Annotated in this window: 23 protein-coding genes and 2 pseudogenes; 6 read left to right on the top strand and 19 right to left on the bottom strand. The window is 71.0% G+C overall.

Going from position 1 to position 26502, the window contains the following annotated elements:
* Window positions 1-75: 75 nt before the first annotated feature.
* On the top strand, window positions 76-582 hold the full coding sequence (locus ACFTWP_RS24175; RefSeq protein WP_380266808.1) for a hypothetical protein: 507 nt from the start codon (window positions 76-78) through the stop codon (window positions 580-582).
* A 294-nt stretch (window positions 583-876) separates the two neighbouring features.
* Here ACFTWP_RS24175 and ACFTWP_RS24180 read toward each other — a convergent pair whose 3' ends face one another.
* Window positions 877-1434 (bottom strand): winged helix-turn-helix transcriptional regulator, encoded by a 558-nt coding sequence (locus ACFTWP_RS24180; protein ID WP_380266810.1) that lies wholly within the window; start codon window positions 1432-1434, stop codon window positions 877-879.
* Between the two features lie 60 nt (window positions 1435-1494).
* Here ACFTWP_RS24180 and ACFTWP_RS24185 point away from each other — a divergent pair, with 60 nt between their 5' ends.
* The gene (locus tag ACFTWP_RS24185; protein ID WP_380266812.1) at window positions 1495-2919 is read left to right on the top strand and encodes an MFS transporter; all 1425 of its coding nucleotides are present in this window, start codon (window positions 1495-1497) and stop codon (window positions 2917-2919) included.
* Between the two features lie 176 nt (window positions 2920-3095).
* Here ACFTWP_RS24185 and ACFTWP_RS24190 read toward each other — a convergent pair whose 3' ends face one another.
* Complete coding sequence (locus tag ACFTWP_RS24190) at window positions 3096-4076, bottom strand: LysR family transcriptional regulator (RefSeq protein ID WP_380266813.1); 981 nt, start codon at window positions 4074-4076, stop codon at window positions 3096-3098.
* Window positions 4077-4183: 107 nt separating this feature from the next.
* On the opposite strand from ACFTWP_RS24190, the gene ACFTWP_RS24195 reads away from it, so the two are divergent.
* Both ACFTWP_RS24195 and ACFTWP_RS24200 read left to right on the top strand, forming a co-directional pair.
* Window positions 4184-5077, top strand: a complete 894-nt coding sequence (locus tag ACFTWP_RS24195) for an NAD(P)H-binding protein (protein ID WP_380266815.1) — start codon at window positions 4184-4186, stop codon at window positions 5075-5077.
* Window positions 5078-5252: 175 nt separating this feature from the next.
* Window positions 5253-5843: a GNAT family N-acetyltransferase gene (locus tag ACFTWP_RS24200; RefSeq protein ID WP_380266904.1), complete on the top strand. Its 591-nt coding sequence runs from the start codon at window positions 5253-5255 to the stop codon at window positions 5841-5843.
* Window positions 5844-5998: 155 nt separating this feature from the next.
* On the opposite strand, the gene ACFTWP_RS24205 is transcribed toward ACFTWP_RS24200, so the two are convergent.
* The gene (locus ACFTWP_RS24205; RefSeq protein WP_380266816.1) at window positions 5999-6730 is read right to left on the bottom strand and encodes an SDR family oxidoreductase; all 732 of its coding nucleotides are present in this window, start codon (window positions 6728-6730) and stop codon (window positions 5999-6001) included.
* 107 nt (window positions 6731-6837) lie between these two features.
* Between ACFTWP_RS24205 and ACFTWP_RS24210 the strand changes: the two genes are divergently transcribed.
* Window positions 6838-7326 (top strand): RrF2 family transcriptional regulator, encoded by a 489-nt coding sequence (locus tag ACFTWP_RS24210; protein WP_380266817.1) that lies wholly within the window; start codon window positions 6838-6840, stop codon window positions 7324-7326.
* Between the two features lie 221 nt (window positions 7327-7547).
* On the opposite strand, the gene ACFTWP_RS24215 is transcribed toward ACFTWP_RS24210, so the two are convergent.
* From ACFTWP_RS24215 to ACFTWP_RS24280, 14 genes and pseudogenes are all read right to left on the bottom strand, one after another.
* A complete protein-coding gene (locus ACFTWP_RS24215) occupies window positions 7548-8231 on the bottom strand; it encodes a DUF402 domain-containing protein (protein ID WP_380266818.1) in 684 nt (227 codons plus the stop codon).
* Between the two features lie 445 nt (window positions 8232-8676).
* Entirely contained in the window at window positions 8677-9306 is a 630-nt protein-coding gene (locus ACFTWP_RS24220; protein ID WP_380266820.1) for a class I SAM-dependent methyltransferase, read from the bottom strand.
* Window positions 9307-9448: 142 nt separating this feature from the next.
* Window positions 9449-9982 (bottom strand): DinB family protein, encoded by a 534-nt coding sequence (locus tag ACFTWP_RS24225; protein ID WP_380266821.1) that lies wholly within the window; start codon window positions 9980-9982, stop codon window positions 9449-9451.
* Between the two features lie 139 nt (window positions 9983-10121).
* Window positions 10122-10457, bottom strand: a complete 336-nt coding sequence (locus tag ACFTWP_RS24230) for a hypothetical protein (protein WP_380266822.1) — start codon at window positions 10455-10457, stop codon at window positions 10122-10124.
* A gap of 114 nt (window positions 10458-10571) precedes the next feature.
* A pseudogene (gene araD, locus ACFTWP_RS24235) lies at window positions 10572-10685 on the bottom strand (L-ribulose-5-phosphate 4-epimerase); the annotation flags it as partial.
* A pseudogene (locus tag ACFTWP_RS24240) lies at window positions 10684-11076 on the bottom strand (ribulokinase); the annotation flags it as partial. The pseudogenes araD and ACFTWP_RS24240, both read right to left, overlap by 2 nt.
* 286 nt (window positions 11077-11362) lie before the next feature.
* Window positions 11363-12337 (bottom strand): galactofuranose ABC transporter, permease protein YjfF, encoded by a 975-nt coding sequence (yjfF, locus tag ACFTWP_RS24245; RefSeq protein ID WP_380266823.1) that lies wholly within the window; start codon window positions 12335-12337, stop codon window positions 11363-11365.
* Window positions 12334-13374: an ABC transporter permease gene (locus ACFTWP_RS24250; RefSeq protein WP_380266824.1), complete on the bottom strand. Its 1041-nt coding sequence runs from the start codon at window positions 13372-13374 to the stop codon at window positions 12334-12336. Before ACFTWP_RS24250 ends, yjfF begins: the two co-directional genes overlap by 4 nt.
* Complete coding sequence (locus ACFTWP_RS24255) at window positions 13371-14888, bottom strand: sugar ABC transporter ATP-binding protein (protein WP_380266825.1); 1518 nt, start codon at window positions 14886-14888, stop codon at window positions 13371-13373. Before ACFTWP_RS24255 ends, ACFTWP_RS24250 begins: the two co-directional genes overlap by 4 nt.
* A gap of 107 nt (window positions 14889-14995) precedes the next feature.
* Entirely contained in the window at window positions 14996-15979 is a 984-nt protein-coding gene (locus tag ACFTWP_RS24260) for an ABC transporter substrate-binding protein (RefSeq protein ID WP_380266826.1), read from the bottom strand.
* Window positions 15980-16876: 897 nt separating this feature from the next.
* Window positions 16877-17950, bottom strand: a complete 1074-nt coding sequence (locus ACFTWP_RS24265; protein ID WP_380266827.1) for a LacI family DNA-binding transcriptional regulator — start codon at window positions 17948-17950, stop codon at window positions 16877-16879.
* Window positions 17951-18838: 888 nt separating this feature from the next.
* Window positions 18839-19447: an SMI1/KNR4 family protein gene (locus ACFTWP_RS24270; RefSeq protein ID WP_380266828.1), complete on the bottom strand. Its 609-nt coding sequence runs from the start codon at window positions 19445-19447 to the stop codon at window positions 18839-18841.
* 442 nt (window positions 19448-19889) lie between these two features.
* Window positions 19890-20648 carry a DUF2071 domain-containing protein gene (locus tag ACFTWP_RS24275; RefSeq protein WP_380266829.1) on the bottom strand — a complete coding sequence of 253 codons (759 nt, stop codon included), beginning with the start codon at window positions 20646-20648 and terminating at the stop codon, window positions 19890-19892.
* Window positions 20645-20977, bottom strand: coding sequence for a metalloregulator ArsR/SmtB family transcription factor (locus tag ACFTWP_RS24280; protein ID WP_380266831.1), 333 nt, complete (start codon window positions 20975-20977; stop codon window positions 20645-20647). Before ACFTWP_RS24280 ends, ACFTWP_RS24275 begins: the two co-directional genes overlap by 4 nt.
* A gap of 613 nt (window positions 20978-21590) precedes the next feature.
* Here ACFTWP_RS24280 and ACFTWP_RS24285 point away from each other — a divergent pair.
* The gene (locus ACFTWP_RS24285; protein WP_380266833.1) at window positions 21591-24056 is read left to right on the top strand and encodes a glycoside hydrolase family 9 protein; all 2466 of its coding nucleotides are present in this window, start codon (window positions 21591-21593) and stop codon (window positions 24054-24056) included.
* A gap of 203 nt (window positions 24057-24259) precedes the next feature.
* Here ACFTWP_RS24285 and ACFTWP_RS24290 read toward each other — a convergent pair whose 3' ends face one another.
* Together ACFTWP_RS24290 and ACFTWP_RS24295 are read right to left on the bottom strand one after the other, a co-directional pair.
* Window positions 24260-24775 carry a hypothetical protein gene (locus ACFTWP_RS24290; RefSeq protein WP_380266835.1) on the bottom strand — a complete coding sequence of 172 codons (516 nt, stop codon included), beginning with the start codon at window positions 24773-24775 and terminating at the stop codon, window positions 24260-24262.
* A 10-nt stretch (window positions 24776-24785) separates the two neighbouring features.
* Complete coding sequence (locus tag ACFTWP_RS24295; protein WP_380266836.1) at window positions 24786-26501, bottom strand: alpha/beta hydrolase; 1716 nt, start codon at window positions 26499-26501, stop codon at window positions 24786-24788.
* Between the last annotated feature and the right edge of the window lies 1 nt (window position 26502).

A 26502-nucleotide genomic window follows, 5' to 3' on the forward strand; every position in this document is an offset into this window, starting at 1 on the left:
TCGAACTGCCGGAGGCCGGCTTCGGCGCACTCTCATTCATCCGGGCAGGACTGCCCGCCAGCCGTGGGAGAACCCGTGGAGTCTGCGATCGTCTCCGGAATCGTCGCACTGCTCGTGGCCGGAGCGGGTGCCCTGATCAGCATCGTGCAGCTACGCCGGGAGCAGCGGAAATGGATCAAGGAGTTCAAGGTCACCTGGTCTCTCGACCTGCTCCGGGCCCGCCTGGCCTCCTATCCGGACATCTTCCGCATCCTCGGCAGGCTCTCCCACAGTGCCCCCGAACCCACGACGGCCCAGACCGCGGGGCAGGTGGCGCAGGAGATCAACGCGTGGATCTACTCGGCGGGCGGCATGTGCGCGGACGCCACCACGCGAGGCGCCGTGCTGCTCCTACGCCACGAGTGCAAGAAGTGGGCCCGGACCGGGGCGCAGCCTTCGACGCTCTACGGCGCACGCAACCTGGCGCTCCGCTCCCTGCGTCTCGATCTCGAACTGAGCGGCCTGGAGAGCTACGACTTCGACAATCCGGCCAGCATGCTCGACCAGCTCGGGAAGGACCTGGAGCTTCGCCGCGCCCAGTGACGGAAGGCAGGTGACGGGGTGCCGGGCCCGGACGAGGCGCGGCTGAGCACCTTCCGTACCGCCGTTGCACCAGGGTGACGTCTCGGCCGGGGGGCCGTGCGCGGCATCCGGCCGGGACGGTCCAGCAGCCCTGAGTGGTGTCGCCCGGTGGTGGATCAGGAGCAGTACGTCGGGTGTCGGGAAGACTCGAACGCCTCGGCAGCGATCGGGGAGCATGTCGCAGCCCAGGTGGCGCGCCGTCAGTCTCCGGGCGGCGCCTGGACCCCTCGGCTCGGGTCGTGAACCGCGTTCCTGTCAGACGGGGTCGCCCGCGTCAGGGCTCGGGGCGACGAGGCCCTGGCGGTCCCAGCCCGGGGAGTGGATCTCCAGGCTGACGTCCGGACTGCGCACCTCCGTCCCGCAGGTGCGGCAGGTCCAGGCCGCGTCCAACGGGTGGTCCGGGTGGCCGGGGTGGTCCGGGTGGTCCGGGTGGTGGCGCAGCACCACCGGCGGTTCGGGTGACAGCCAGCGGTCGCCCCAGGCGAGCAGTGCCTGGGTGAGCGGGGCGAGGTCCCGGCCGGCCTCGGTGAGGTGGTACTCGTAGCGCGGCGGGCGCTCGCTGTAGGCGCGGCGTTCGATCACTCCCGCGTCCTCCAGGGCGCGCAGGCGGGCGGTGAGCCGGTCGCGCGGGGCACCGGTGTTGCGGGCGATCCGGTCGAACCGGTGGTTGCCGTAGAAGAGTTCGCGCACCGCGAGCAGGGCCCACTTCTCGCCGAGGACGTGCAGCGCGGCTGCGATGGAGCAGGGGCGTCCCGGCAGTGCGGCGGCAGCGGGGTGGGTGGCTGCGGGCTGGGCATCGGTGTGCGGGGTCACTCCACCAGCCTGCCATAGGAGGTTGCGTTTTCAAACTCACTACCGCTAGCGTTCCGGGCCATGGACACAGTTGGAATATCAAACCCACTAGTCGCGCCGACCGAACAGGGCCAACCCCACCGCCGGGCCGCGTTCCTGGTGGTCGCCGCCGCGGTCTTCGTCTCGAACCTCGACCTGTTCATCGTCAACGTCGCCCTCCCGGCGATGCAGCAGCACTTCCACGGCAGCAGCCTGACCACCCTGTCCTGGGTGCTGAACGGCTACGCCATCGTCTTCGCCGCGCTGCTCGTCCCCGCCGGACGGCTGGCGGACCGCATCGGCCACCGGAAGGTGTTCCTCGCCGGACTGGCCGTCTTCACCGCGGCCTCCGCGCTCTGCGCGCTCGCCCCGGCCGTCGGTTGGCTCGACGCCGCCCGGGTGGTCCAGGCGGCGGGCGCGGCCGCGCTGATGCCCACCTCACTGGCCCTGCTGCTGGACTCCACTCCCCCGGCCGAACGCCCCGGCGCCATCCGGGCCTGGGCCTCGATCGGCGGGATCGCCGCCGGGCTCGGACCGGTCCTCGGCGGACTGCTGGTCGAGGCCGACTGGCGCTGGGTGTTCATCGCCAACGTCCCGGTCGGCATCGCCGCCATCATCGTGGGGGCCCGCGTACTGCCCAGGGTTCGCGGCAGGGAGAGCGGACCGCTGCCGGACCTGTTCGGCGCCGTCCTGCTCACCGCCGCCATCGCCGCCGTCGCCGTGGCCCTGGTCAAGGGCGACGACTGGGGCTGGGGCTCGACCCGAGTCCTGGGCGGCATGCTCGCCGGCGCCCTGCTGACGGCCTGGTTCCTACGCCGCTCGGCGCACCACCGCGCCCCCATCGTCGAACTGCCGCTGCTGCGGGTGCCCAGTTTCGCCGCCGCCAACACCGCAGCCCTGCTGTTCACCCTCGCCTTCGCCGGCATGCTGCTGACCTCGGTCCTGTGGTGCCAGCAGGCCTGGGGGTACTCGGCGCTGCGCACCGGACTCGCCATCGCCCCCGGACCGCTGCTGGTGCCGCCGGTCGCCCTGGGCAGCGCCGCACTGGTGCGCAGGCTCGGCCCCGGACGGCTGGCCGCGCTCGGCACCCTGCTGTTCGCCGCCGGCATCGGCTGGTGGACCGTCGCGATCGGAGTCCGGCCCGGCTACGCCACCGAACTGCTGCCCGGGATGCTGCTCACCGGCCTGGGTGTGGGACTGACCCTGCCCACCCTCATCGGGTCCGCCGCGGCGGCGCTGCCGCCCACGCGCTTCGCCACCGGCTCGGCGATCACCACGATGGCCCGGCAGATCGGCGCGGTGGTGGGCGTAGCCCTGACGGTCAGCCTGATCGGCACCCCGCACGGGCCGCAGGACGCGCTGGACGGCTTCCGCCGCGGCTGGACGGCGGTGATCGTGGCGACGCTGCTGGCCTGCGCGGCCGCCCTGGTGCTCGCCGCCGCCCAACGCCGGGCCGCGGCCAAGTAGCCCCACCCCCGGGGCCTCGCGGGTCCCAGCACCGCCCGTCGAGGTCGGACGACCGGCGGTGTCCGCGCGGCCTCCGCCCGACCACTCCCCGGCCCGCGCCCGACTCCTCGACCTGCTCCCGGCCTCCGACATGCCGTCGCCAGGCCCGCGTCCGCACCGGCCGGGGCGGTGTCGCCCTACCGGGGGCCGGCCGCGTCCGCCGTGGTGAGCCCGGAGGCCGCCGCCGGTGCGCGGAGGGTGCGTCGGACGGAGTCGCGGAGCCAGCGGTGGGCTCCGTCGGCCGTGTGTCGGGGGTGCCAGGCCATGGCGATGGTCAGTAGTGGCAGCTCCAGGGGGAGGTCCAGGAGGTGCAGTCCGAGGGCGTCGGCCTCCCGGGTGAGGGGCGAGGGGCCGGCGCCGGGGAGTGCGGCGGGCACGAGGCAGACGATGTCGCTGCGAGCGGCGAGGGTCATCGCGGCCAGGTGGCTGGGGAGGACGACGCCGACCCGGCGATGGAGGCCCTGCTCCGCCAGGGCGGTGTCGAGGGGGCCGGTGAAGCGGCCCCGGCGGCTGACCGCGACGTGTTCGGCGGCAGCGAGCCGGCCCGGTGTCAGCGGCCCTTCGGTGAGCGGATGGCCGGGCCGGACGGCGGCCACCATGCGGAGGCCGACCAGGTCCTCGACCCGGGTCTCGGGGTCCACGTGGTCGATGGATCCGATCTCCAGGTCGATCCGGCCGTCGCGCAGGGCCGGCCCGGCCTCCAGCTCCTCGGCCCGGATCCGGAACGACACCCCCGGTGCCTCCAGCCGGGCCAGTCGCAGCAGTCCGGGGGCCAGGGCCGCGCCGACCAGGTCCGCGGCCTGGAGGGTGAAGGTGCTGCGCAGGGTGGCGGGGTCGACGCTCGCGCCGGGGCCGAGCAGCGCCTGGAGGCCGCGTACCACCGTGGCGGCCTCCTCGCGCAGGGCCTGGGCACGTGGGGTGGGGACCATGGTCTGTCCGGCCCGCACCAGCAGCGGATCCTGCAGGACGCGGCGCAGCCGGGCGAGCGTGCGACTCATGGCGGCGGGCGAGGTGTGCAGACGTGCGGCGGCCCGGGTGACGCTCTGCTCGGCCAGCAGAGCGTCCAGCGCGACGGCGAGATTCGCGTCGATGACCGGATCCGGACTGTTCACCAGCATTGTTCCACTTCAGTCAATGATTCCTTGCCGATGTTCCCATTGTGGCAGCACCGGGGTCCTCAACAGGATGGAGGGCGAACCGCACCCGTACGACCCAGGAGGATTTCATGATCGTCATTACGGCTCCCACCGGAAACATCGGCCGTCACCTGCTCGGCCGCCTCCTGGACTCCGCCCCGGCCGCGGGCGAGGAACTGCGCGTCATCGTGCGCGATCCCGCCCGGCTTCCGGACGCGGTGCGAGGACGTGTCGAAGTGATCACCGGCTCGCACGGAGACGCCGAGGTCGTCGACCGGGCCTTCGAGGGTGCGGACGCCGTCTTCTGGCTCGTCCCCCCGGACGCCACCCTGACCCCGTACGACGCCTACAGCGAGTTCACCCGCCCCGCCGTGCGGGCGCTCGGCGCCCACGGCGTCGGCCACGTCGTGGGTGTCTCCGCACTCGGCCGCGGCACCCCGCTCGCCGACCGGGCCGGCCTCGTCACCGCCTCGCTCGCCATGGACGACCTCATCGCCGACAGCGGCGTCGCCTACCGGGCCCTGGCCAACCCGTCCTTCTTCGAGAACCTGCTGGAGGAGTCCGCCTCGATCCGCGAGAACGGCGTCTTCACCGACTCCGTCGACGCCGACCGCAAGGCCCCGCTCGTCGCCACCGCCGACATCGCGGCCGTAGCCGCCGGCCTGCTGCTGGACCGCTCGTGGACCGGCACCGACAGCGTCCCGGTCCTCGGCCCGCAGGATCTGTCCCCCAACGACCTGGCCCGCATCATGACCGAACAGCTCGGCCGCCCCGTCCGCTACGAACGCCAGCCGCTCGACGAGTTGCACACCGTCCTCGTCGGCCATGGTCTCAACGAGGCGTTCGTCCGGGGCGTCGTCGACATGAAGCGGGCCAAGGACCAGGGCCTGGACGCCGGCGTCGCCCGCACTCCGGACACCGCCTCCCCCACCGGCTTCGAACAGTCGTGCGGCCGGACCCTCAAGCCCTCCGTCCGCTGCTGAAGCGCACCGCCGGCGACCGGACGGGGCAGCGGGCAGATCAACGGTGCACGCGCGCTCACCGACCGGGCTGCGCCCCCGGTGGCCAGGCGGCGGGCGGGGCGGGCAGGGCGTGGCAGCTGCCCCCGACAGGATTATCCGATCGACACCGTGAGCCTGATGGCGTTTGCTGTCCGGCATGCCAGAGCTGTGTACCGATCGCCTGCTGCTCCGCCGGTGGCGGGAGTCCGACCTCGAACCGTGGGCGGCGATGAACGCCGATCCCCAGGTCCGGGAACACCTGGGGGAACTCCTGACGCGGGAGCAGAGCGATGCCGCGGTGACGCTCATGCAGGCCGATTTCGACAGGCGGGGTTTCGGGTGGTGGGCACTCGAAGCGCGGGAGACCGGTGACTTCGTCGGCCGCGTCGGCCTCGACGAGGTGGACGAGGACATGCCGTTCGCGGGGGTGGACGTCGGGTGGCGGCTGAAGCGTTCGGCGTGGGGCCGCGGCTACGCCACAGAAGCCGCCCTGGCCTGCCTGGCCTTCGGCTTCGAGACCCTCGCGCTGCCGGAGATCGTTGCGTCGACGACCGTCGGCAACCTCCGGTCCCAGGCGGTGATGCACCGGATCGGCATGACCCGCGACCCGGCCGACGACTTCGAGGATCCCGGTGTTCCCGGAGGGCCGCTTCGCCGGTGCGTGCTGTACCGCGCCCTGCCGCCGATGCCCACCGGCCGCACCGCACCTGCGGGTTCCATCGTCCGCCGGGCTTCCTTCGGCGGGTAGCGGCGCCCGCCCGTACCCCGCTGCACCACCCGTGCCCCGCTGCACCACCCGTGCCCCGCTGCACCACCCGTACCCTGCTGCACCACCCGTACCCTGCTGCGGCCGCCCCGCACGAAGGGCCCTTCTCCGGCGGGGCCGACGACGGTGTCGGGTGTTCAGCGCTTCAGCCAGTCCCGGTAGCGGCTGGGGGCCAGGCGGGCGCCGGGGCCGGGGGTGAGGACGTCGCCGTGGACGGCGGCGAACAGGCCCGCCTGGTCGTCGGTGACGACGGGGCGCTCGTCCTCGCGGGCGGCCAGGGTGATGCGGCCGAGCTCGTCCAGGGTGAACCGCTCGGGGCCGGCGATGTTCAGGACGCCGTCGAGGGGGGACCCGGTGGCCACCTCCGCGAGGACGTCGACCACGTCGGCGCTGGCGATGGGTTGGACGGGCGTGGCGGGCAGCCGGACGGCGGTGTCGTCCGAGGTCCAGGACATCGTGGGCTCCACGAACTCGAAGAACTGCGTGGCGCGGACGATCGAGTACGGGGTGGGACCGCCGCGCAGCAGTTCCTCCTGGAGCACCTTGGCGCGGTAGTAGTCCAGTTCGGGGACCTGGTCCACGCCGACGATCGACAGGACGACCTGGTGGCGGACGCCGGCGCGTTCGCCGGCGGCGAGCAGGTTGCCGACGGTGGTGCGGAAGAAGTCGAGGGAGCGGTCGTCGAAGGTCGGGGAGTTGGTCACGTTGACGACGGTGTGGGCACCGGCGAGGGCCTCGTCGAGGCCGGCTCCGGTCAGCAGGTCGACGCCGGAGGACAGCGATGCCGCCCTCACGTCGTGGCCCTGCGATTCGAGCTCGGCGGCGAGCTGGGAGCCGATGAGGCCGGTTCCGATGACGGTGATCTTCACGGCGTGCCTTCTCTCGTGAGCCGGGGTCGACCCGGACGCAAACTCGGATACATATTGTCCGAGACGCTACTCGGATAGTATATGTCCGAGTCACTTCGGGAGGCGAGATGAAACTGTCCGGCGGCGTCGAGTGGGCGCTGCACGCCTGCGTGGTCCTGACCGCGGCCGCCGAGCCGGTACCGGCCGCCCGGCTGGCCGAACTGCACGAGGTCTCCCCCAGCTACCTGGCCAAACAGCTGCAGGCGCTCTCACGGGCGGGGCTGGTGCGCTCGGTCCAGGGCAAGACCGGCGGCTACGTGATCACCCGGGACGCCAGGGAGATCACCCTCCTGGACGTGGTGCAGGCCGTCGACGGGGCGAGCCCGGCCTTCGTGTGCACGGAGATACGCCAGCGCGGCCCGTTCGCGACGCCGCCCGAGGAGTGCACGAAGCAATGCCCCGTGGCCCGGGCGATGGGAGCCGCGGACGCCGCCTGGCGGGCCTCCCTGGCCGGCGTCACCATCGCCGATCTCGTCTCCTCGGTGGAGAGCGACAACGGACCGGACGCACTCCCCGCGATCGGCACCTGGCTGAACGCCGGATCCGGACCGCACTGAGCCCTCGCCCCAACCGACCTCGGCGGCCCGTCGCCCCGCTCTCCGCTCTCCGCGACCTCGTCGAACGCCCACGCGTGCTCCCGATCGCCGGTCCGGGTTCTCGACCAGGCCGCCGGGCAGGGAGTACTGCCATCCGGCGGGGCGTCGGCGGCGGATCAGGCAGAGGCGGGCGTCGTGGAGCAGGACGGCACAGACCCGTACGGGCGTCACCGCCGTGACCGTCACCGCGCGGTGCCCATCGGTACGCGGTCGGCGTGGTCGGGCAGCTCGGGCGGCGGCCACGCGGGGTCGGGTGCCCAGGTGGGCCACGGCTCCGCGAAGGGGCCGGAGCGGTCCTGGAGGAGGCCGACGGCGCGCATCCGGGCCTGCTCGACCAGGTGGTGGTCGGCGTCGCTGACGAAGCCGAGGCGGCGGCCGTGGTCGTACTCGTCCTGGTCCTTCCAGATCGCGGAGGACAGGTCTGGCTCCACCACCAGATCGACGAGCAGGTCCAGGGTGTCGATCCCGATCCGTGTCCGGCGGGCCGGCTTCTCGAAGTTCACGTACAGGCGCAGTGGTTCGGCGGTGGCCGGGTCCTGGAAGTAGTGGAGGGAGAACCACTCGCCGCTCTCGAAGCGGGAGCGGACGACGGTGTGCCGCCAGGCCCAGGGGCCGAGTTCCCAGCTGCCGGCCGCGAGGTCGGCCAGTCCGCGCTTGCGGACGGCGTCGTCGCCGGTGCGCAGCGCGGTGGCCCAGGTGGTGGGGGCGAGGGAGCGGATGCCGGGCCAGTAGGCGAGGTGCAGCACGGTGCCGCTGTCGGCGAGCGCCCGGTAGGGCTGGGCGGACCACACCTTGCCCGCGTGGATGTCGCGGCGCACCACCGTGGTGCCGGGCTCGAACCGGGCCTGCGGGGCGGGGGCGGTCACGGCCGGCCCCAGATCCCGCACGCGGACTCGTGCCAGGTGGTGCGGACGACCATCCCGCCGAGGGAGATGCGCTCGCTGGACCACGTCCGGCAGCAGCCGGCGCCGCCCGGCCGGGACGGTACGGCGGGCGGGTGGGCGCGGACCGGAGCCGCGGACGACGGAGCGGTGGGCGCGGTGGGCGCGGCCGGGCGGCGCCGGCGTCGGCCGCGCCTGGTGGGAGGGGTGGGAGGGGTGGGAGGGGTCATGCCGGAGGCTCTGCCCACCTGGTGGTCCGCCCAACCCGCGGCCACCCGAAAGGACCAGCCCCGGCGCCGATCGGCTGGCGGTTCCGGGGGCACGGCCGGCTGGAGGCGAGGTCGACCGTACCCTCCGGACCGGCAAGGGGGCTTCTCCTGCCTTCCGAGGATCCGCAGGGAAGCCGGGAGCGACAACTCCCGAGGCCGCCCTAGCGGAGGCGGGCCAGCAAGTGGGCGTCGAGGAAGCCCCGTTCGGATTCCGGGTCGTGGACGAGCCGGGCGACCGTGAAGAGGCCTGCCTCGGCCAGCAGCTCGGCGAACCGGTCCACCGGCCAGCTGTAGGCCGGCGTCACCTTGTGGTCGAACCGGACCGGCTCGGGTCCGTCCACCGCGAAGAACGAGACCAGGAGCAGGCCCCCCGGCGCCAGGACCCGCACCTGTTCGGCGAGCAGCGCCGGCAGTTCCCCGGGAGGGGTGTGGATCATCGAGTAGTAGGCCAGCACACCGCCCAGCACACCGTCCTCGACCGGCAGCGCCTCCATCCGCGCCTCGTCGAACCGCAGCTCCGGATGGGCCCGCCGGGCGTGGTCGACCATGGCCGGGGAGAGGTCGAGCCCGAAGGCGTCCAGTCCCATGTCGTGCAGCAGGGCCGTCAGATGTCCGGGACCGCACCCGACGTCGGCCACCCGCGGATTCCCCGTCCCGCGCACCAGTTCGGCGAAGCTGCCGAGCACGGCCCGCGCGAACGGCCGCGTCTCCAGCCGGTCGGCGAACATCGACGCGTACAGCTCGACGATGCCGTCGTAGGCCGCCCTGGTCTCGTCCTGGTGCTCAACCACGGGAAGGAAGCTAGCACCCGCCCGTGTCGCGGAGTCGACCGGCGGCACTTCCGGCTGCATTCCAGCGCCTCGCCCGCTGCCTCCGACGCCTGGACCGCCCACCGCTGGGACGAGCGCCCGCTCCGACGGCCGTGATCCCGCCTCATTCGCCGCGCGTGCCGTCCGCCATCTCGCGCAGCACGTCCATGTGGCCGACATGGCGGGCTGTCTCCTGGATGACATGGCTGAGCAGCCATCGCACGGTGTGCTCCTCGCCGTCGACGCTCCGCGCAGCGCGGTCGCCCGCGCTCCTGTGAGCCAACGCCCGCTCCGACAGCGACCATTGCGCCCGATAGGCGGCGACGACGCCGGCCGGGGTGTCGCCCTCGCCGACCCGCCATTCCGCGGTGACATCGTCCGCCACCCACAAGGACGGCAGGTCCGAGCCGCCCCCGACGATCGACAGCCAGAAGCGTTCCACCGCCGTGAGGTGCTTGACCACTCCCGCCAGGCTCATGAAGGGAGACGTCGGCAGCGGAGTGGCCGCCGCCTGGTCGATGTCCAGGCCGGCGATCTTGTTGACGACGGTGACCCGGAGGAAGGCGAGGAACTCCCACTGCAGACGGAGTTCGTCATCGGCGGACGTTGACGGCCAACGGCGCTCCAGCGGATCAACCGCCGGACTCGTGTGCGACATGCGGGCAGTCTATGGTCCGCAAAAGCCGGCGCGGCGGCCACGAAGCGTCACCGGGCCAGAACTCGCCGAGGTCAACCCGCACCGCGGCACGCAGTGCCCTGGGACTGCTCGGACTTCGACAACCCGTCCACGTGACCTCTCAGGAAGTCACCTCGATCGATGGAGTGTTGTGAGCCACGATGAGCTGAGCCATCCGATGCAACCGGTACCAGAGGTGCGCGCTCTCGTCCTCGGCGAGCTCGGGCAGGACCGCTTCGAGCTGACCGAGGACAAGCCGCACCGTCCCCATACCCCGCTCGTGGAGGGAGCCGCCGTTGGCGACCCAGGTGTAGGTGCAGCCACCCAGCCTTGTTTCGAGCGACGCCAGGTCGACACCCGCCACCTCGACCCCGTTCAACCGCCCGGGCCACGGCTCGTTCTGATGTTCCGCCCGCAAGCACGCCACCACGGCTACCGGGTCCTCGACAGCATCCATTCTCCGCATCATCGCAGCACCAGGGAAGTTGATGCGATCCCGGCCTCGTCGTCGCAGACGCGTGGACGACACAGCACCGACCGGGAATCGGTGCCGATGGCGAGGCGGGCCCGGTCAGGACGGGGTGCTCTTGCCGTAGTAGGCGCCGGGCCCGTGCTTACGGGTGAAGTGCCGGTCCAGCAGGTGCTGGGGTGGCAGGGCCGCGCCCAGGGCGATGGTGTGGACGGCCGTAGCGGGAGATCCACCTCTCACCGCGGGCATGGGCCAGCGCGTTGATCCGGTCCGCCTGCCCCTGCGCGGCATGGTGCTTCCACAACTTGGGCCACGCATGCGGACGCCCCGCCCACTGCGGGGTCTGCGCCAGCGGCATGCGCGCCGGCACCGCCACACGCAGCACCTCACGCCAGTCCTCCGGATCCTGCAACGCCCAGTCGGGCGGCAACACACAACCCGAACCGGGCAACCGCTCCTCGATGACGGCATGCCGATAGCAATGGACGGCGGAGCCAAGGGTCTCTCCGTCGCCCACCCGCGCGACGACGGCACGCCCGGACAGCGTGCCGAAGTCGACGCCGACGGCGTAGCTCTCCGAGTCCACGGCGGGGGGTGTTGCGGTCACGGTGTCGTCTTTCGTGGGTAGTTGGGGAGGTTGTCGGTCGGCCGCCGGCTGGTCCGCTCCGTCGCGGCCCGGCGGCCGACCCTTACGTTCCGCCGCCTCACCCTCGGAAGGGGCGGAACGGTCCGCAGGACCGGGGGTGGAAGCGGGAAGTCCCCGGTCAGCGAAATCCGGGGTGGCGGCGAGCTGCCGCGCACCTGGGGCCACGGGTGAAGGGCGCTTTCACCCGCATGCGCCGCTCAGATTGTTAACGATCACATGTCGCGGCTCGGTGCGGGCCCGCACCGGGTCAGGCGCGGCGCCGCATGATGATCAGGCGCTGGAGCACGATGAAGACGAAGAGCAGCCCGCCGATGACGATCCTCGTCCACCAGGAGCTGAGCGTGCCCTGGAAACTGATGATCGTCTGGATGAGGCCGAGGACGGCCACCCCGAGGACGGTGCCCAGCAGGTACCCGGAGCCGCCGGTCAGCAGCGTCCCGCCGATCACGACGGCGGCGATCGCGTCCAGCTCCAGGCCCACCGCGTGCAGGCCGTAGCCCGAGAGCATGTAGAAGGTCAGCAGCACCCCGCCGAGCGCCGAGCAGAAGCCGCTGACGGCATAGACGGTGATCTTGGTGCGGGCGACCGGGAGGCCCATGAGCAGCGCCGACTGCTCGCTGCCGCCGAGCGCGTACACGTTGCGGCCGAGCCGGGTGTGGTGCAGGACGACGAAGGCGACGATCACCACGGCCACCGCGATCACGGCGCTCAGCGAGAGGAAGGTTCCCCCGGGCAGCGGGATGTGGCTCTGCGCCATCGAGGTGTACGTCGGGTCGGTGATGGAGATCGACTCGACGCCGATGGTGTAGCAGAGGCCGCGGGCCAGGAACATGCCCGCCAGGGTGACGATGAACGGCTGGATCTCGAAGGTGTGGATCACCCAGCCCATCACCCAGCCGAGCCCGGCCCCGATCGCGAGCACGAGCGGGACGACGACGAGGATGGGCCAGCCGTGCCTCTCCACGAGCCAGGCGGACACCATGGTGGAGAGGGCGACCACCGCCCCGACCGACAGGTCGATGCCGCCGGTCAGCACCACGAAGGTCATGCCGACGGCGACGACCAGCAGGAAGGCGTTGTCGATCAGCAGGTTGAGCAGCACCTGGCCGGAGAAGAAGCCGTCGTACTGCACCGAGCCGGCGCCGAACATGGCGACCAGGAGCACGGCCGTGACCAGCAGCGGGATCTGGTCGCGCAGCTTGGCTACGAGTGTGGTGTTCACGCACCGACCTCCAGGTTCGCGGGTGCCGTCGGCGCGGACTCGCCGCGGCCGGTGGCACGGCGGCGGGCGATCCTGGTGCGGAACTGCGGCGACTGGATGAGGCAGACGGTGATCACGACGAGGGCCTTGAAGACGAGCGTCGTCTCCGGCGGGATGCCGATGGTGTAGACGGTCGTGGAGAGCGTCTGGATGACCAGCGCGCCGATCACGGTGCCGCCGAGCGAGAACCGTCCGCCGTTGAGCGAGGTTCCGCCGATGACCACCGCGAGGATGGCGTCCAGCTCGATCCACAGGCCGGCGTTGTTGCCGTCGGCGGCGGAGACGTTCGAGCTGATCATCAGGCCGGCGACCGCGGCGCACACCGCGCTGAACACGTACACCAGGGCTATCAGTCGCTGGGCGCGGATGCCGACCAGGCGGCTGGCGACGGGGTTGCCGCCGACGGACTCCAGCAGCAGACCCAGCGCGGTGGAACGGGTCAGCAGGCTGGTGGCCAGGACCATCGCGGCGGCCAGCAGGATCGCGAACGGCAGCGTGAGCCAGTAGCCGCCGCCGATCAGCTTGAACGGGTCGCTGGTGACGGTGATGATCTGGCCGTCGGTGATCAGTTGGGCGACCCCGCGCCCGGCCACCATCAGGATCAACGTGGCCACGATCGGCTGCACGCCCAGCCCGGAGACCAGCAGGCCGTTGACGGTGCCGAGGACGAGGGCCACCGCCAGGGCCAGGCCCACCGCGGTCAGGGCCGTCCCCACGCTCCCGGGGTCGGCGGACTCGCTGATGTGCAGGCAGGCCAGGGCGCCGGCGATGGCGACGGTGGAGCCGACCGACAGGTCGATCCCGCCGGTCGCGATCACCAGCGTCATTCCGAGCGCGACGAGGATCAGCGGCGCCCCGAAGTGCAGGATGTCGATCAGGCTGCCGTAGAGGTGGCCGTCCTTGATCCGGACCGCGAAGAAGTCCGGGGTGAAGGCCACGTTGGCCAGCAGCATGGCCACGAGTACCGCGGCGGGCCAGAAGAGGCGGTGCTTGGTCATCCCTGGGCTCCGCTCGCGATGGTCTCCATGATGTGCTCCGGGGTGAGCGTTCCGTCGTTGGCCAGTTGGGCGACCATCCGGTGGTCGCGCAGCACACCGACCTTGTGGCTGAGGCGCAGCACCTCCTCCAGCTCGGCGGAGATGAACAGCACGGCCATGCCCTGCTCGGCGAGCCCGGCGACGAGCTTCTGGATCTCGGCCTTGGCACCGATGTCGATGCCGCGGGTGGGTTCGTCGAGGATGAGCAGTTTCGGGTCGGTGATCAGCCAGCGGGCCAGCAGGACCTTCTGCTGGTTGCCGCCGGAGAGGTTGCGCACCAGGGCCTCGGGGTTGCTCGGGCGGATGTCGAGCGCGCGGATCCAGCGCAGGGCGAGCTCGTCCTGCGCGGTGCGGCCGAGCGGGCGCAGCCAGCCGCGGGCGGCCTGGAGCGCCAGCACGATGTTCTCGCGGACGGTCAGCTCGCCGACCAGGCCCTCGGTCTTGCGGTTCTCCGAGCAGAAGGCGATGCCGTGCCCCATCGCCGTGCGGGGACTGCGCAGGGCGGTCGCGGTGCCCTCGATGTGCACGGAACCGCCGTCGGCGGTGTCGGCGCCGAAGAGCAGCCGGGCCGCCTCGGTTCGACCGGATCCCAGCAGCCCCGCCAGGCCCACGACCTCTCCCTGACCGATGGTCAGGTCGTACGGTTCGACGGCGCCGCGGCGGGTGAGCTTCTCGGCCCGCAGGAAGGAGGCACCGGCCTTCGGCCGGGCGGGCTTCTTCCGGTTCTCGTGTGCCAGGTTCTCCAGCGTCGCCAGCTCGGAGCCGATCATGCGGGAGATGAGCTGGACCTGGCCGAGGTCCCTGGTGAGGTACTCACCTTCCAGGCGGCCGTTGCGCAGGATGGTCATCCGGTCGCTGATCTCGTAGATCTGGTCGAGGAAGTGCGAGACGAACAGGATCGCCACTCCCGCCTCGCGCAACCGCCTGATCACGGCGAAGAGTCGGGCGACCTCGTCGCGGTCGAGACTGGAGGTCGGCTCGTCCAGGATCAGGACCCTCGCGTCACCGTCCACGGCCCTGGCGATCGCGACGAGCTGCTGGACGGCGATGGAGAAGCTGTCCAGCGGCGCCGTCACGTCGATGTCGAGATCGAGCGCGGCCACCGACTCCGCGGCGCGGCGCCGCAGTTCCGCCCAGTGGATGAGCCCACGGCGCCGCGGTTCGCGGCCGATGAAGAGGTTCTCCGCCACCGACAGGTTCGGGCAGAGGTTGACCTCCTGGTAGACGGTGGAGATGCCGGCCTGCTGCGCCTGGAGCGGTCCGGTGATCCGCACCTGATCGCCGGCCAGCGTCACGCTGCCGCCGTCGGCCTCGTACACGCCGGTCAGGACCTTGATCAGGGTGGACTTGCCGGCGCCGTTCTCACCCATCAGGGCGTGCACCTCGCCGGGGAAGAGCCGGAAGTCGACTCCGTCCAACGCCAGCACGCCCGGGAACTCCTTGCGGAGTCCCCGTACTTCCAGGACCGGCTTCATCGGTCCTCCTTTCGTGGTCGGTCCGGGCCGGGGCACGGGCCCGCGGAGCCCGGGGAGCCCGGGGTGGGCTCGGCGGACTCGCGCCCCGGGGATTGGTTCCGACCGGGTCAGTACTGGCGGGTCGGCAGCGCGGCGGTGGCCTGCTCCGGGGTGAAGGTGCCCTCTTCGGTCTTGATGCGGCGCTCGACGCTCTCGCCGGCCTTGACCTTCTTGGCGAGCTCCATCAGCTGGTCGCCGAGCAGCGGGTTGCACTCGACATCGAAGTTGATCTTGCCCTGGGACATCGCCGTGAAGGCGTCCTTGACGCCGTCCACCGAGACGATCTTGATGTCGGTGCCGGGCTTCTTCCCGGCCTCCTCGATCGCCTGGATCGCGCCGAGCGCCATGTCGTCGTTGTGCGCGTAGAGCACGTCGATCTTCGGCTGGGACTTCAGGAAGGCCTGCATGACCTCCTTGCCCTTGGCCCGGGTGAAGTCGCCGGTCTGCGAGGCCACGACCTTGAACTTCGGGCTGCCCTTGATCGCGTCCGCGAAGCCCGACTTGCGGTCGTTGGCGGGGGCGGAGCCGGTGGTGCCCTCCAGCTGGACGATGGTGACGTCGTCGTTCTTGCCGTCGTACTGCTTGACCAGCCAGTCACCGGCCTTCTTGCCCTCCTCGACGAAGTCCGAGCCCAGGAAGGAGCGGTACAGCGAGTCGTCCTTGGAGTCGACCGCGCGGTCGGTGAGGATCACCGGGATCTTCGCGTCCTTGGCCTCCTTCAGGACGGTCTCCCAGCCCGACTCGACCACCGGCGAGAAGGCGATGACGTCGACCTTCTGCTGGATGAACGAGCGGATCGCCTTGATCTGGTTCTCCTGCTTCTGCTGCGCGTCGGAGAACTTCAGCTCGACGCCGGCCTTCTTCGCCGCGTCCTGCACGGACTTGGTGTTCGCGGTGCGCCAGCCGCTCTCGGCGCCGACCTGCGAGAATCCGAGGACGAGCTTGTGGTCGCCGCCGCCCTTGGCGTCGGCGGACCCGCCGGCGGAGGAGCAGGCGGACAGGCCGACGATCATGGCACCGGCGAGGACGGCGGCGGCGGCTCTCTTGGACATCGTGGTCTTCCTTTCGTAGTTCCCCCTCCGAATGCCTCACGGCGAGGCGGAGGCGAGGGCGTCGGGAGGGGTGTCGTGCGACGGTCGGACCCGAAGGCGCGGCCGGCTCTTTGGGGGGACAGGTGGGTCACCTGGAAGGGGGAGCGCAGGGTGAAAGGTCGGCCGACACCGCCTCGTTGTGAACGGGGTGCGGCGGTGGCGTTTCGCTCAGGTGAGATTGTTAGCGCTCACATACGGCTGCGGCAAGAGCCTCTCACCGCGTTACCGAATCTTGACCCGGGCCCGGCAGCCGGCCAGGGCGACCCGTACGGCCGGCAGAGGCGAAGGACGCCCAGGCCACGGGCATGCCCGACGCCCGCCAAGGCGGGTGACGGCGGGACGACGGGATGAGACCCGGCCGTGACGGACCGGAGAGTCCGAGCACGACGGCAGCGACGCACGAGACGCTCGATCGACACCCACGCTTCAGAACCCTCCCTGGCAAGGGAGTTGTCGTGCGAGCCGCGCACCCCCGCACCGCACACGACGGGCCCGTCCTTGCCCCGGATCGCCGCCACGGGGTGGATGCAGGCGGGCTGCCACCGCGCGGGAGTGACCGTGCCCCGACCGGATCGGACGCCGATCGCAGCCGCGGCCCCATGGCCGAAACCCCGGGCGCCGCAAGGCCAGGAACGGCGCAGCGCCGAAGGGCGCCACGTGCGAGGCGGGGCGCCGACCCGCCAAGTGCCCCTCCCCGTAACCGCATTGGCCGCGACCCCGCGCCACAGGCTGACCGGCACGGTGGCGGACATCCCCCGCCTGGGTGCGGAGCCGGTACCGGAGGAAGGCACACCACGCTCCCGGCTGCCGAGCGCCCGGTGACGCGCACGGTCCGGCCTCGCAGACACGGCACCGCACCTACGCGCTGCGCTGCACCTCCGGCTCCTGCCGCGAGGGCAGCGATCGCGCCCGAAGCGAGCCGGGAGCGGGGCCGGTGGAGCCGCGCACGACGAGGTCCGGAGCGATCAGGATGCACTCCCGGGCGTGCCGGACCCCGGACAGGTCGTCGACCAGCAGTTCCAGCGCCCGGCGGCCGACCTCGCCGAAGTCCTGCTGGACGGTGGTGAGCGGCGGGATGAGATAGGCGGACTCGGGGATGTGGTCGAAGCCGACGACGCTGACGTCACCCGGAACGGACCGGCCGGCCTCGTGGAGGGCGCGCAGGACGCCGAGCGCCGTGTGGTCGTTGGCGCAGAAGACCGCGGTGATCTCCCTGTCCCGGGCGATCTCCTGCCCTGCCGCGTAGCCGGAGCGGGAGCTCCAGTCGCCCGCGGCGACCCTGGGCACCGGCGCGCCCGCCGCCTCCAGGGTGCGCCGCCAGCCCTCCTGCCGTTCCCTGCTCTCCAACCAGCCCGCGGGGCCTGCCAGATGGTGGACGGTGCGATGGCCGAGATCCAGCAGGTGCCGGGTGGCGGCTGCGGCTCCGGCCGCGTTGTCGACCGCGACCCGGGGCGTGGCGGAGCGGGCACCGGTGCCGACGGCGACCATCGGAATCGAACTGGACACCTCGGTGATCCGGCCCGCCGTCGAGGTCTGCGGCGCGATGACCGCGATGCCCTCGACGCCCTGTTCGCGCAGTCGATCGACCGCCTCCTGGACGGACCGCGTGTCCAGTGAGCGCAGGGACGCCACGCTGACGTAGTAGCCGGCGCTCCGGGCCGCCTGCTCCAGGCCGTCCAGCATGGACGCCGGACCGTAGAGGGTGCTCGCGAAGCTGACCACCCCGAGGGTCTTCGAACGGCGGGTGACCAGCGCGCGGGCCGCCGAGTTCGGCCGGTAGTCGAGTTCGCGGATCGCGGCGACCACCTTGACCTTCGTCCGCTCCGAGACGTTCGGAGAGCCGTTCAGGACGCGCGAGACGGTCTGATGTGAGACGCCCGCCAGTTTGGCCACGTCGGCCATCACGGGCTGGCGGATTCCCGACCTGGGCATGTCTGTTCCATTCGCGGTGTGCGCCGCGAATCACCGGTGGGGCGCGGCTCGACTCATAGACGGATCGGTCATTGTGCACGCTAACATCAGATGCGCGAATTGGGGCGGTCTGCCCGGTGAGCGAGCCGAAGGGGCGCACCGGTGTTGTAAGGGAGGGAGCGCGGAAGTGACCGACGAAGGAGGGAGCGCGGAAGTGACCGACGAAGGAGGGAGCGCGGGAGCGATGACCGTCGGCGCCGGATGAAGCGCCCCGGAGGCGAGGGAGCCCGGGTGAGATGCGCCGGCAGCCCCATCATGATCGTGCCGTTCGGTACGCAGGACCACCGCCCTCCGCAGGCACGCGCGCCGCGCCCTCCAGGCCTGGCACCGAATGCCGACCAGCGCGAAGTCCTGCTGGCAGCAGCCCTGGAGACCCGGGTTCCGCCTTCCTGACCGCTGCTCCACCGACCGCCGCGGGATGCCGGACAGGGCTTCCCGCGGGCTGTCCGCGGAACTCGGAGCGCAGCGGGGGGTTGCTGCCCGTAGGGCCGATTTCCGGCCCGCAGCCGTCCAAGCACCCACTCAGCCAAGCATCTTCACAGGCATTTTGTGAGCGCTAACACTATCGTCCGAGGCAGCCCGGGGCAGACGACCACCACTCGCCGTCGGCGTACCGAACAACGAACGCGTGGCCCCTCACCCGTTCCCGACCACTTCCGGCGACGGTCCCCTGTCGGTGCCGACCGCGCCACGCCGCCCAGCGCTACGTGCCGGGCTCCGGTGCGCCCAGGCCTGTCCACGTGCCAACTCGGGTCCGCATCTGTAGGTTCTCAGCCTCGATGTCATGCGATCGGCGCGCGACCAGCGCCTCCGGCCCATTCTCAATCGGATGACATGACTTCGGATTTCTCAGTAGCGTGACAGATCCTCGCGATCGCGGTGCTGCCTCAGGATGCGGTCGACCGGCGCTCGCAGCGCGGGTGAGGTCAGTTCCAGGTCGCGGTTGTCGCGGCCGTCGAGCATGTGGTCGAGCCAGCGTTCGTACCAGGCCAGGAAGTCGGTGGCCGACGAGACGTTGGGGCCCCAGAAGCCGTCGGCGTTTCCGGTGACGACGCGGCCGGCCAGGGGACCTGTGATGCCGAGAAGCACCAGATCGGTACACCCGGCCTCGATGATGTGCAGGAAAAGGTCACTTCGGCGAGACGGGCCGCCTTCAAAAGTGAACCCCCGAGCGCGGCCGGGCTCGCCCTGGAGGTTCATCACGAACAGTCGACATGACTGCAACGGCAGCAGGCCGTAGAAAGGCGATGCTCCACCCCCGCCCAGTGTGGTCAGGAAGCTGCGGTAGGGATCGGGCAGTTCGATGTGGTGGTCGGCCTCGAAAGCGCTGAGCTTCGCGTCCGGCAACGGGGGTTCGAGGCGGAAGCCGTGCTTCTCTTCGCCGAAGGAGTGGCTTCGCAGTGCGGCATAGGGCACCTTGGCCAGCTTGCGTCGGATGCGGGCGATCCGGGAGTCCATGTGAACTCTTCTCTCTGTCCCCCGCAAACTACCAGCTGCGACCAGCGAGGAGCGGAACTGACCCGCTCCGGGCCGCGACCCGAGAAGCCGCTCGGCCCATGCCCACCGCCGAAGTCCCAGCGAGCCGTTCGGCCCGAACCCCCTGGACGAGCACCCTGAGCCCCGGCTCAGGTCGCCGCACTCCGCCGCGTCTCCAGGGAGTCGGTACCTGCGGTGTCCGTGCAGGAACGGGGCCGAACAGCCGTCCCGTCCAAGGAGGACAGCAGTGCGAGCACGTGGAAGGCGAAGGATCAGCTCACGAACGCGGCGCCCCCTGGGCGTCCTGATGACCGGCACCCTGATGGTCGATCAGAACGAGCTGTAAGGGAAACACTTGGCGGGCAAGTTCCGCTGCGTCCCGCCCGGTCGCCCGGGCGGGAGGCTCCGGTGAATCCCGGTGCGGTCAGGCAGCGTTCCGGTCGGCCGGTCGGGCACCTCCACCGGAGGCCATGGCCGGTAGGGGCAGCCAACTGGCGGGGACGCCGCGCATGACCAGAGCGCAGTCCAGGGTCGCGCTCCCCGGCGGGAAGCGGTCCGGGTCGTCGAAGAAGGACGACGCGGCGGAGCGAACCCGGATGGCCTCCACGTGCCAGGCGTCGGTCCGCAGTTCCATGCCGTCCAGACGACTGCCGGAGCCGGTGGGCGAGAAGCCCTTCGCACCTCCACGGAAGAACTGGGAGGCCTCGGCGAGATCCGTGAAGAGTTCGCTGCCGCGCAGCTCGTCGGACAGCTCGACGGTGACGTCCACTCGGGTGTCGCCGTCCCGGGTCGCCAGTGCCACATGCATGCGATCGGGCGTCTCGTGCACCTCGAAGTCCGCGCGGCCGTGTTCGCCGGGGAAGAGGCGGCCTCCGGCCCAGACGTTGAACCGCGAGGCGCTGTCGCGCCGCGGAATGTAGACCCCGGTCTCGACGCCGTCGGGTCCGTCCCATTCGACGGCGATCCGATGCGCCACGTTCTCGCTCCGCAGTCCGAACACCTCGGGTGTCCAGGCAGGCCGAACACTCCCCAGGCGCAGCAGGCAGATGCCCGCGACGGCATGGCCGTGCACCAGTTGCGGGCGCAGTGGCCGCGGAAGCAGGCGTGCCGCGGCGTCCGGGGAGACCCGGTAGTTCACCAGTAACCGTCGTTCGACGACGCTGGACAGTCGCGGTTGCCTCATGATCCCTCGTTCTGCGCCCTGGGGCGCCATTTGGTGTGGCGGAGCACGATCTGCTCGGGGCAGACGGCGCTGAGGAACCGACCGATGCAGGCGGCCAGACGAGCCTCCGCCAGCGTGTAGAGGATCCGGTTGCCCTCCCGTCGCTCGGTGACCAGCCCGGCTCCCTTGAGCACGCCGAGATGGCGTGAGATGGAGGGCGCGCTGATGGCGAACCTGGCGGCGATCTCGCCTGCTGCGAGTTCGCCACCTCGTAGGTGCTCAAGGATCTGACGCCTGGTCGGATCAGCCAGCGCACGGAAGGCGCCGGCCTCATCCTGAGCTTCTGTCATGCCAGGTATTTAACAACTTGGCTAAGTATCTAACAAGGGGGCGCTCCGACCTCCCGTCGAGAGTCCCGGCGACACGGTGACGGGCGCGGGCGGGGCCCGGAGGGGCGGCCGGCTCGCCGAACCCTGGAGGAGTGGCCGAACCCGCACCGTGGGCGGAGGCGTGGATCGAGGCGGGCGGCCTCCCCGGACACCCTGGGGCCGTTCCCCAACTCCCTTTCTGCGCTTCTCATTGACACGGGTAGGTCACCCCGACACCATGGACGGCGCCACCCCTGCCCGAAGGTGTCGCCTCCCACCTACACGTGGGAGCGCTCCCACGGCCGAGGTGGAGGACGTCCCGTGCCCGTCACCCCCGGCGGCGGGCCGTCCGACCTCGCACGTCGCCGATCCGTACGCCCCCACCCCCGTACGGTCCCGTGGCGTGCCGCCCACCCCTGCCCGCCCTCTGATCAGCCGCGCGCCGCCCCCACCCCCGGCATGCCCGGTTCACCTGCCACCCCACCGCACGCCATCCCCCGCCCGACCCCACCTGCGGCCCCGTCACCCCCACCTCCGGCGGGCCGAGGTGCGCCCTCCGCCGGGCGCACCCGCCCCGCCGCCCCGGAAGGACGCCATGTCGTACCCCGTCGAACCCCCACCCGACCGATACCTCCCCGCCCCGCCGCACCAGCGCCGCCGCCGCCCCAACCGCGGCGTGGTGGGGTTCGCCCTCGCCGGAGCCCTCGCCGCCGGCCTGCTGCTGCCCCTGCACGGCGGGAACGCCCAGGCCGCCGCGCCGGCGTTCAACTACGGTGAGGCGCTGCAGAAGTCGGTGCTCTTCTACGAGGCCCAGCAGTCCGGCAAGCTACCGGCCACCAACCGGGTGAGCTGGCGCGGCGACTCCGCCCTCGACGACGGGAAGGACGCGGGCCTCGACCTCACCGGCGGCTGGTTCGACGCCGGTGACCACGTCAAGTTCGGCCTGCCGATGGCGGCTTCGACCACCATGCTGGCCTGGGGCGGCATCACCCAGAAGCAGGGCTACACCGACTCCGGGCAGATGCAGTACCTGAAGAACAGCCTGCGTTTCGTCAACGACTACTTCATCAAGGCCCACCCCGCCCCGAACGTCCTCTACGGACAGGTCGGCAACGGCGCCGACGACCACAAGTGGTGGGGCTCCGCCGAGGTGCTGCCGATGGCACGCCCGTCGTACAGGATCGACGCCTCCTGCGCGGGCTCCGACCTCGCCGGCGAGACGGCCGCCGCGATGGCCTCCTCCTCGATGGTCTTCGCCGACAGCGACCCGGCCTACGCCGCAACCCTGTTGACGCACGCCAAGCAGCTGTACGGGTTCGCCGACACCTACCGCGGCAAGTACTCGGACTGCATCACCGACGCCAAGAGCTACTACAACTCCTGGAGCGGCTACAACGACGAGCTCGTCTGGGGCGCCATCTGGCTGTACAAGGCCACCGGTGACGCGAGCTACCTCGCCAAGGCCGAGTCCTCCTACGCCAACCTCTCCACCGAGCCGCAGACCAGCACCCGCTCCTACAAGTGGACCATCGCGTGGGACGACAAGTCCTACGGCGCGTACGTCCTGCTCGCCCAACTCACGGGCAAGCAGCAGTACATCGACGACGCGAACCGCTGGCTCGACTGGTGGACGGTCGGCGTCGACGGTGCCAAGGTCCGTTACTCGCCCGGCGGCGAGGCCGTCCTCGACTCGTGGGGATCGCTCCGCTACGCCGCCAACACCGCCTTCGTGGCGCTCGTGTACTCCGACGGCATCACCGGCGACGACACCCGCAAGGCCCGCTACCACGACTTCGCCGTCCGCCAGGTCAACTACGCGCTCGGCGACAACCCCCGCAAGTCCAGCTATCTGATCGGCTTCGGCGACAACTCCCCGAAGAACCCGCACCACCGCACGGCCCACGGCTCCTGGACGGACCAGCTCACCAGCCCGGTGAACAGCCGCCACCTCCTGGTCGGCGCCCTGGTCGGCGGTCCGAGCTCGGCCGACGACTCCTACACCGACGACCGCTCGAACTACACCAACAACGAGGTCGCCACCGACTACAACGCGGCCTTCACCGGAGCACTCGCCCGCCTCTACAGGGAGTACGGCGGCAGCCCGCTGCCGTCCGCCTCCTTCCCGACGAAGGAGACCCCGGACGGGCCGGAGATGTCCGTGCAGGCCGGCCTCAACACCACCGGCACCACCTTCACCGAGGTCAAGGCCTACCTCATCAACAAGTCGGCCTGGCCGGCCCGCGCGCTGAAGAACGCCGAACTGCGCTACTACTTCACCCTGGAGCCGGGCGTCAGCCCGAGCCAGCTCACGCTCACCACCAACTACAACCAGTGCGGCGCGATCAGCGGGCCGACCCAGTTCTCCGGGTCCGTCTACTACGTGTCGATCGACTGCTCCAACACCGTCATCGCCCCGGCCGGGCAGTCGGCGTACCGCAAGGAGGTGCAGTTCCGGATCGCCTCCTCGGGTGCCTGGGACCCGACCAACGACTGGTCGTACCAGACCATCGGCAAGACCCCGGGTGAGGCACCGGTCGACGCGGCCAACCTCGTGCTGCTCGACAAGGGCGTGAAGCAGTGGGGTGCGCTGCCGGACGGATCCACCCCGTCGCCGTCCGCCTCGCCGTCGCCCTCGCCGTCCTCCAGCCCGTCCCCCTCCCCGAGCCCGTCCCCGAGCCCGTCGCCCACCCCGTCGGCGTCACCGTCACCCAGTCCGTCTCCGTCGACGAGCGCCAGCCCCACCGCGTCCGTCAGCGGTTGCGCCGTCACCTACGCCGTCAACAGCTGGGGTTCCGGCTTCACCGCAACCGTCACCCTGAAGAACACGGGCACCACGCCGGTCGCCGGCTGGACCCTGGGCTGGAACTTCCGGGCCGGTGAAACGATCACCAACGCGTGGAGCGCCACCGTCACCCAGTCCGGCGCCGCCGTGACCGCCAAGGACGCGGGCTACAACGCCGCGATCCCCGCCGGCGGCTCGACCTCCTTCGGCTTCCAGGCCAACGGCGGCCCCGGTGCGGCCCCCGCCTTCACCCTCAACGGGAAGGCCTGCACCGGCTGACCCGCGCCGCTCGCGCTGCGGTCCGGCCTACTCACGGGGGTGGGCCGGACCGCTCGTTCCAGGCCCTGGTGCTCCGTCGGTGGCCCTGTTCGCAGCACCAGACACCACACTCGCCGTCCTCCGGCAGATCGAGGTGCCTGCGGCACGCGGCGGCGAGTGGCGACTCCCGGCCCCGAGTACGCCGGCGAACTGCCGCAGCGGACCTACCTGTTCGCGTCCGGACCTGGCGTACCGTTCGGCCAGACGCACGGGGAGCTGACGGTCAGAGTGAGCTTCTTGCTCGCGTCGCTGCTCTCCTGCAGCTCGGCCGTGAAGCCGTTCGCCTTGTTCTTGTAGTACTCCCAGCCCGCGTCCTTGTTGACGGGCTCGAAGCCCTTCTCCGCCAGATGCTTTCGGAAGGTCTCGAACATCCCGGGATTGCGCTCCACGGCGACGACTCCGAGCCCGTGGTCGCTGCTGTGCAGGCGCACCCTGCCCTTGGGGCCCGGCTGGGAACTGGTCTCGCACTCACTGCTGAAGGGCTCGGACACCATGGCCTGCTGCTCCCCTAGCAGGGTGGACAGGATGTCCAGGTCGTACGCCATGACCTGTTGTTTCGCCTGGACCTCCGTGATGGTCGGCTTACTGGCGTCGGTTTTGCCGCCGGAGGCGCAGGACGCCAGGGCCAGCATCACGACGGCAGCGGTCGCGGCGGTACGGTACCGGGTCGGGGTGTGCATGATCTCTCCGTCACTTCCCTGCAATGATCTTGCCCATGGCGCGCAGGGAGAAGCCCTGCCAGTAGTCGGAGTGCTCGGTTCCCGGATCGGTGGGTATCTCGTTCCCCCCGAAGTGCCCGTTGGCGGGATCCCGACCGAAGGCCAGGTGGTTGTCCGCCTCGGAATGGAATCCGCCGTACGGAACCAGGTCGGTGAAACCGTTGGTGATCTTCGTACCCCACTCGCTCGCGCCGTCCTTGACGTAGTCGGCGGGGTTCTCGGGCAGGGCCCATTCGATCGCGTCGGCATCGCCACGGCCGGCGTAGACGTGGCGCGGATCGACGTGGAGGTCCTTGGCGTTGTCCACTCCGACGCCCGGGCTGCCCACGAAGATCACTTCATCGACCGGCAGTCCCCTGTCCCGCAGGGCGTAGCCCACCGTCGTGCTGCCGTAGCTGTGCCCGAGGACGGTGTTGTGGGAGGGCCCACCCTCGTGGGTCGCGCGCAGACCCGTCTCGAAGGAGTGCAGCTTGTCCCTCGCGCCGTCGGCGTAGGAGTCGTCGGCCGCCTGCGGGAAGATCGTCTGCGGTGCGTCGTAGCCGACCCAGGTGATCGAGGACGTCGTCTTCGCCGGGTCGGCCCGGTGCGCGGCTCCGACCATGTCGTCGGAGCGGGTGATGTCACCGGGGATGCTGCCGAGCCTGGCCCCGGTACCGGGGACGTAGGTGACCACGTTGTCGGCGGTGTCGGGGTTGTTGATCGCCACGATGGCGTGGCCCTTGCCCTCGGTGTCGAAGCCGAGCAGGTACGACTTGGGGTGATCCGCCGACACGGTGTCGTTCAGCCGGTCCTGGATGGCGTTGATGCCCTTGAGCTTCTCCTCGAGATCGGTGTGCTTCTCGCGCCACGTCCTGTGCTCCAGGCTCTCGGCGTAGACCACCTCCCCCGGCATCGGCCGCTGCATCGGCTCCGGGCCGAGCTGGTCGAACTCGCTCTGGAGCTCGTCGTGCCGCCTCTTGAGCGTGAGGCGGTTGGCCTCGTCCCGGCCGACCGCGGGTACGCCGTCGCGGTTGCCGATCTCCTCGGGGTGATTCTGGATCAGCTGTTCCTGCTCGCCCGGCGTCAGCCCGTTCCACCAGGCCTTGACCTGCTCGGGGGTGGCCTTCGCGTCGGGAATGTCCATGCGGGCCTGGTTGGCCTTGCGGTCGGCCTCGGCGGTGGCGCCGTCGAGACCGGTGCCGCTGGTGGCGTTGTCCACGAAGTGCCGCAGCCGCCTGGAGATCTCCTGGTCGGCGTGGTCGGCCTCGTTGAGGGCGTCCCTGAGCCGCAGGCTCAGTGCCTCGGCCTTGTTGGCGGCGCCCGGGCCGGCGAAGGTGCTGGAGTTGCGGTCGTTGTCCCAGGTCATGCCGCCGTCGGGCTTGACGGTGATGCCGGCGGCTTTGGCGTCGTCCATCACCTGGACCAGCTTCGACTGGGCGAGGGCGACGGACCGGTGTGCCTCGCCCAGGGCGGCGGCGACCAGGACCAGCTCCTGGTCGGCGGCCTTGAGCTTGCCGGTGAAGGCCCGGAGGTCGCCGTGGACCTGATCCGCCGTGGAGCCCGTCCACTGGGAGCGTTCCAGCCGGTCGACCACGGTGGTCTGCCAGGCCTCGATGTGTTTGGCGAAGGCGGACGCCAGGCTCTCGTAGGCGAACCGAGCGGTCAGCAGGTTGTTGAGGTTGGCGTCGTAGAGGGTCTTGGTTTCCATG

It is taken from the genome of Kitasatospora sp. NPDC057015 (assembly GCF_042673745.1).
Lineage (GTDB): Bacteria > Actinomycetota > Actinomycetes > Streptomycetales > Streptomycetaceae > Kitasatospora.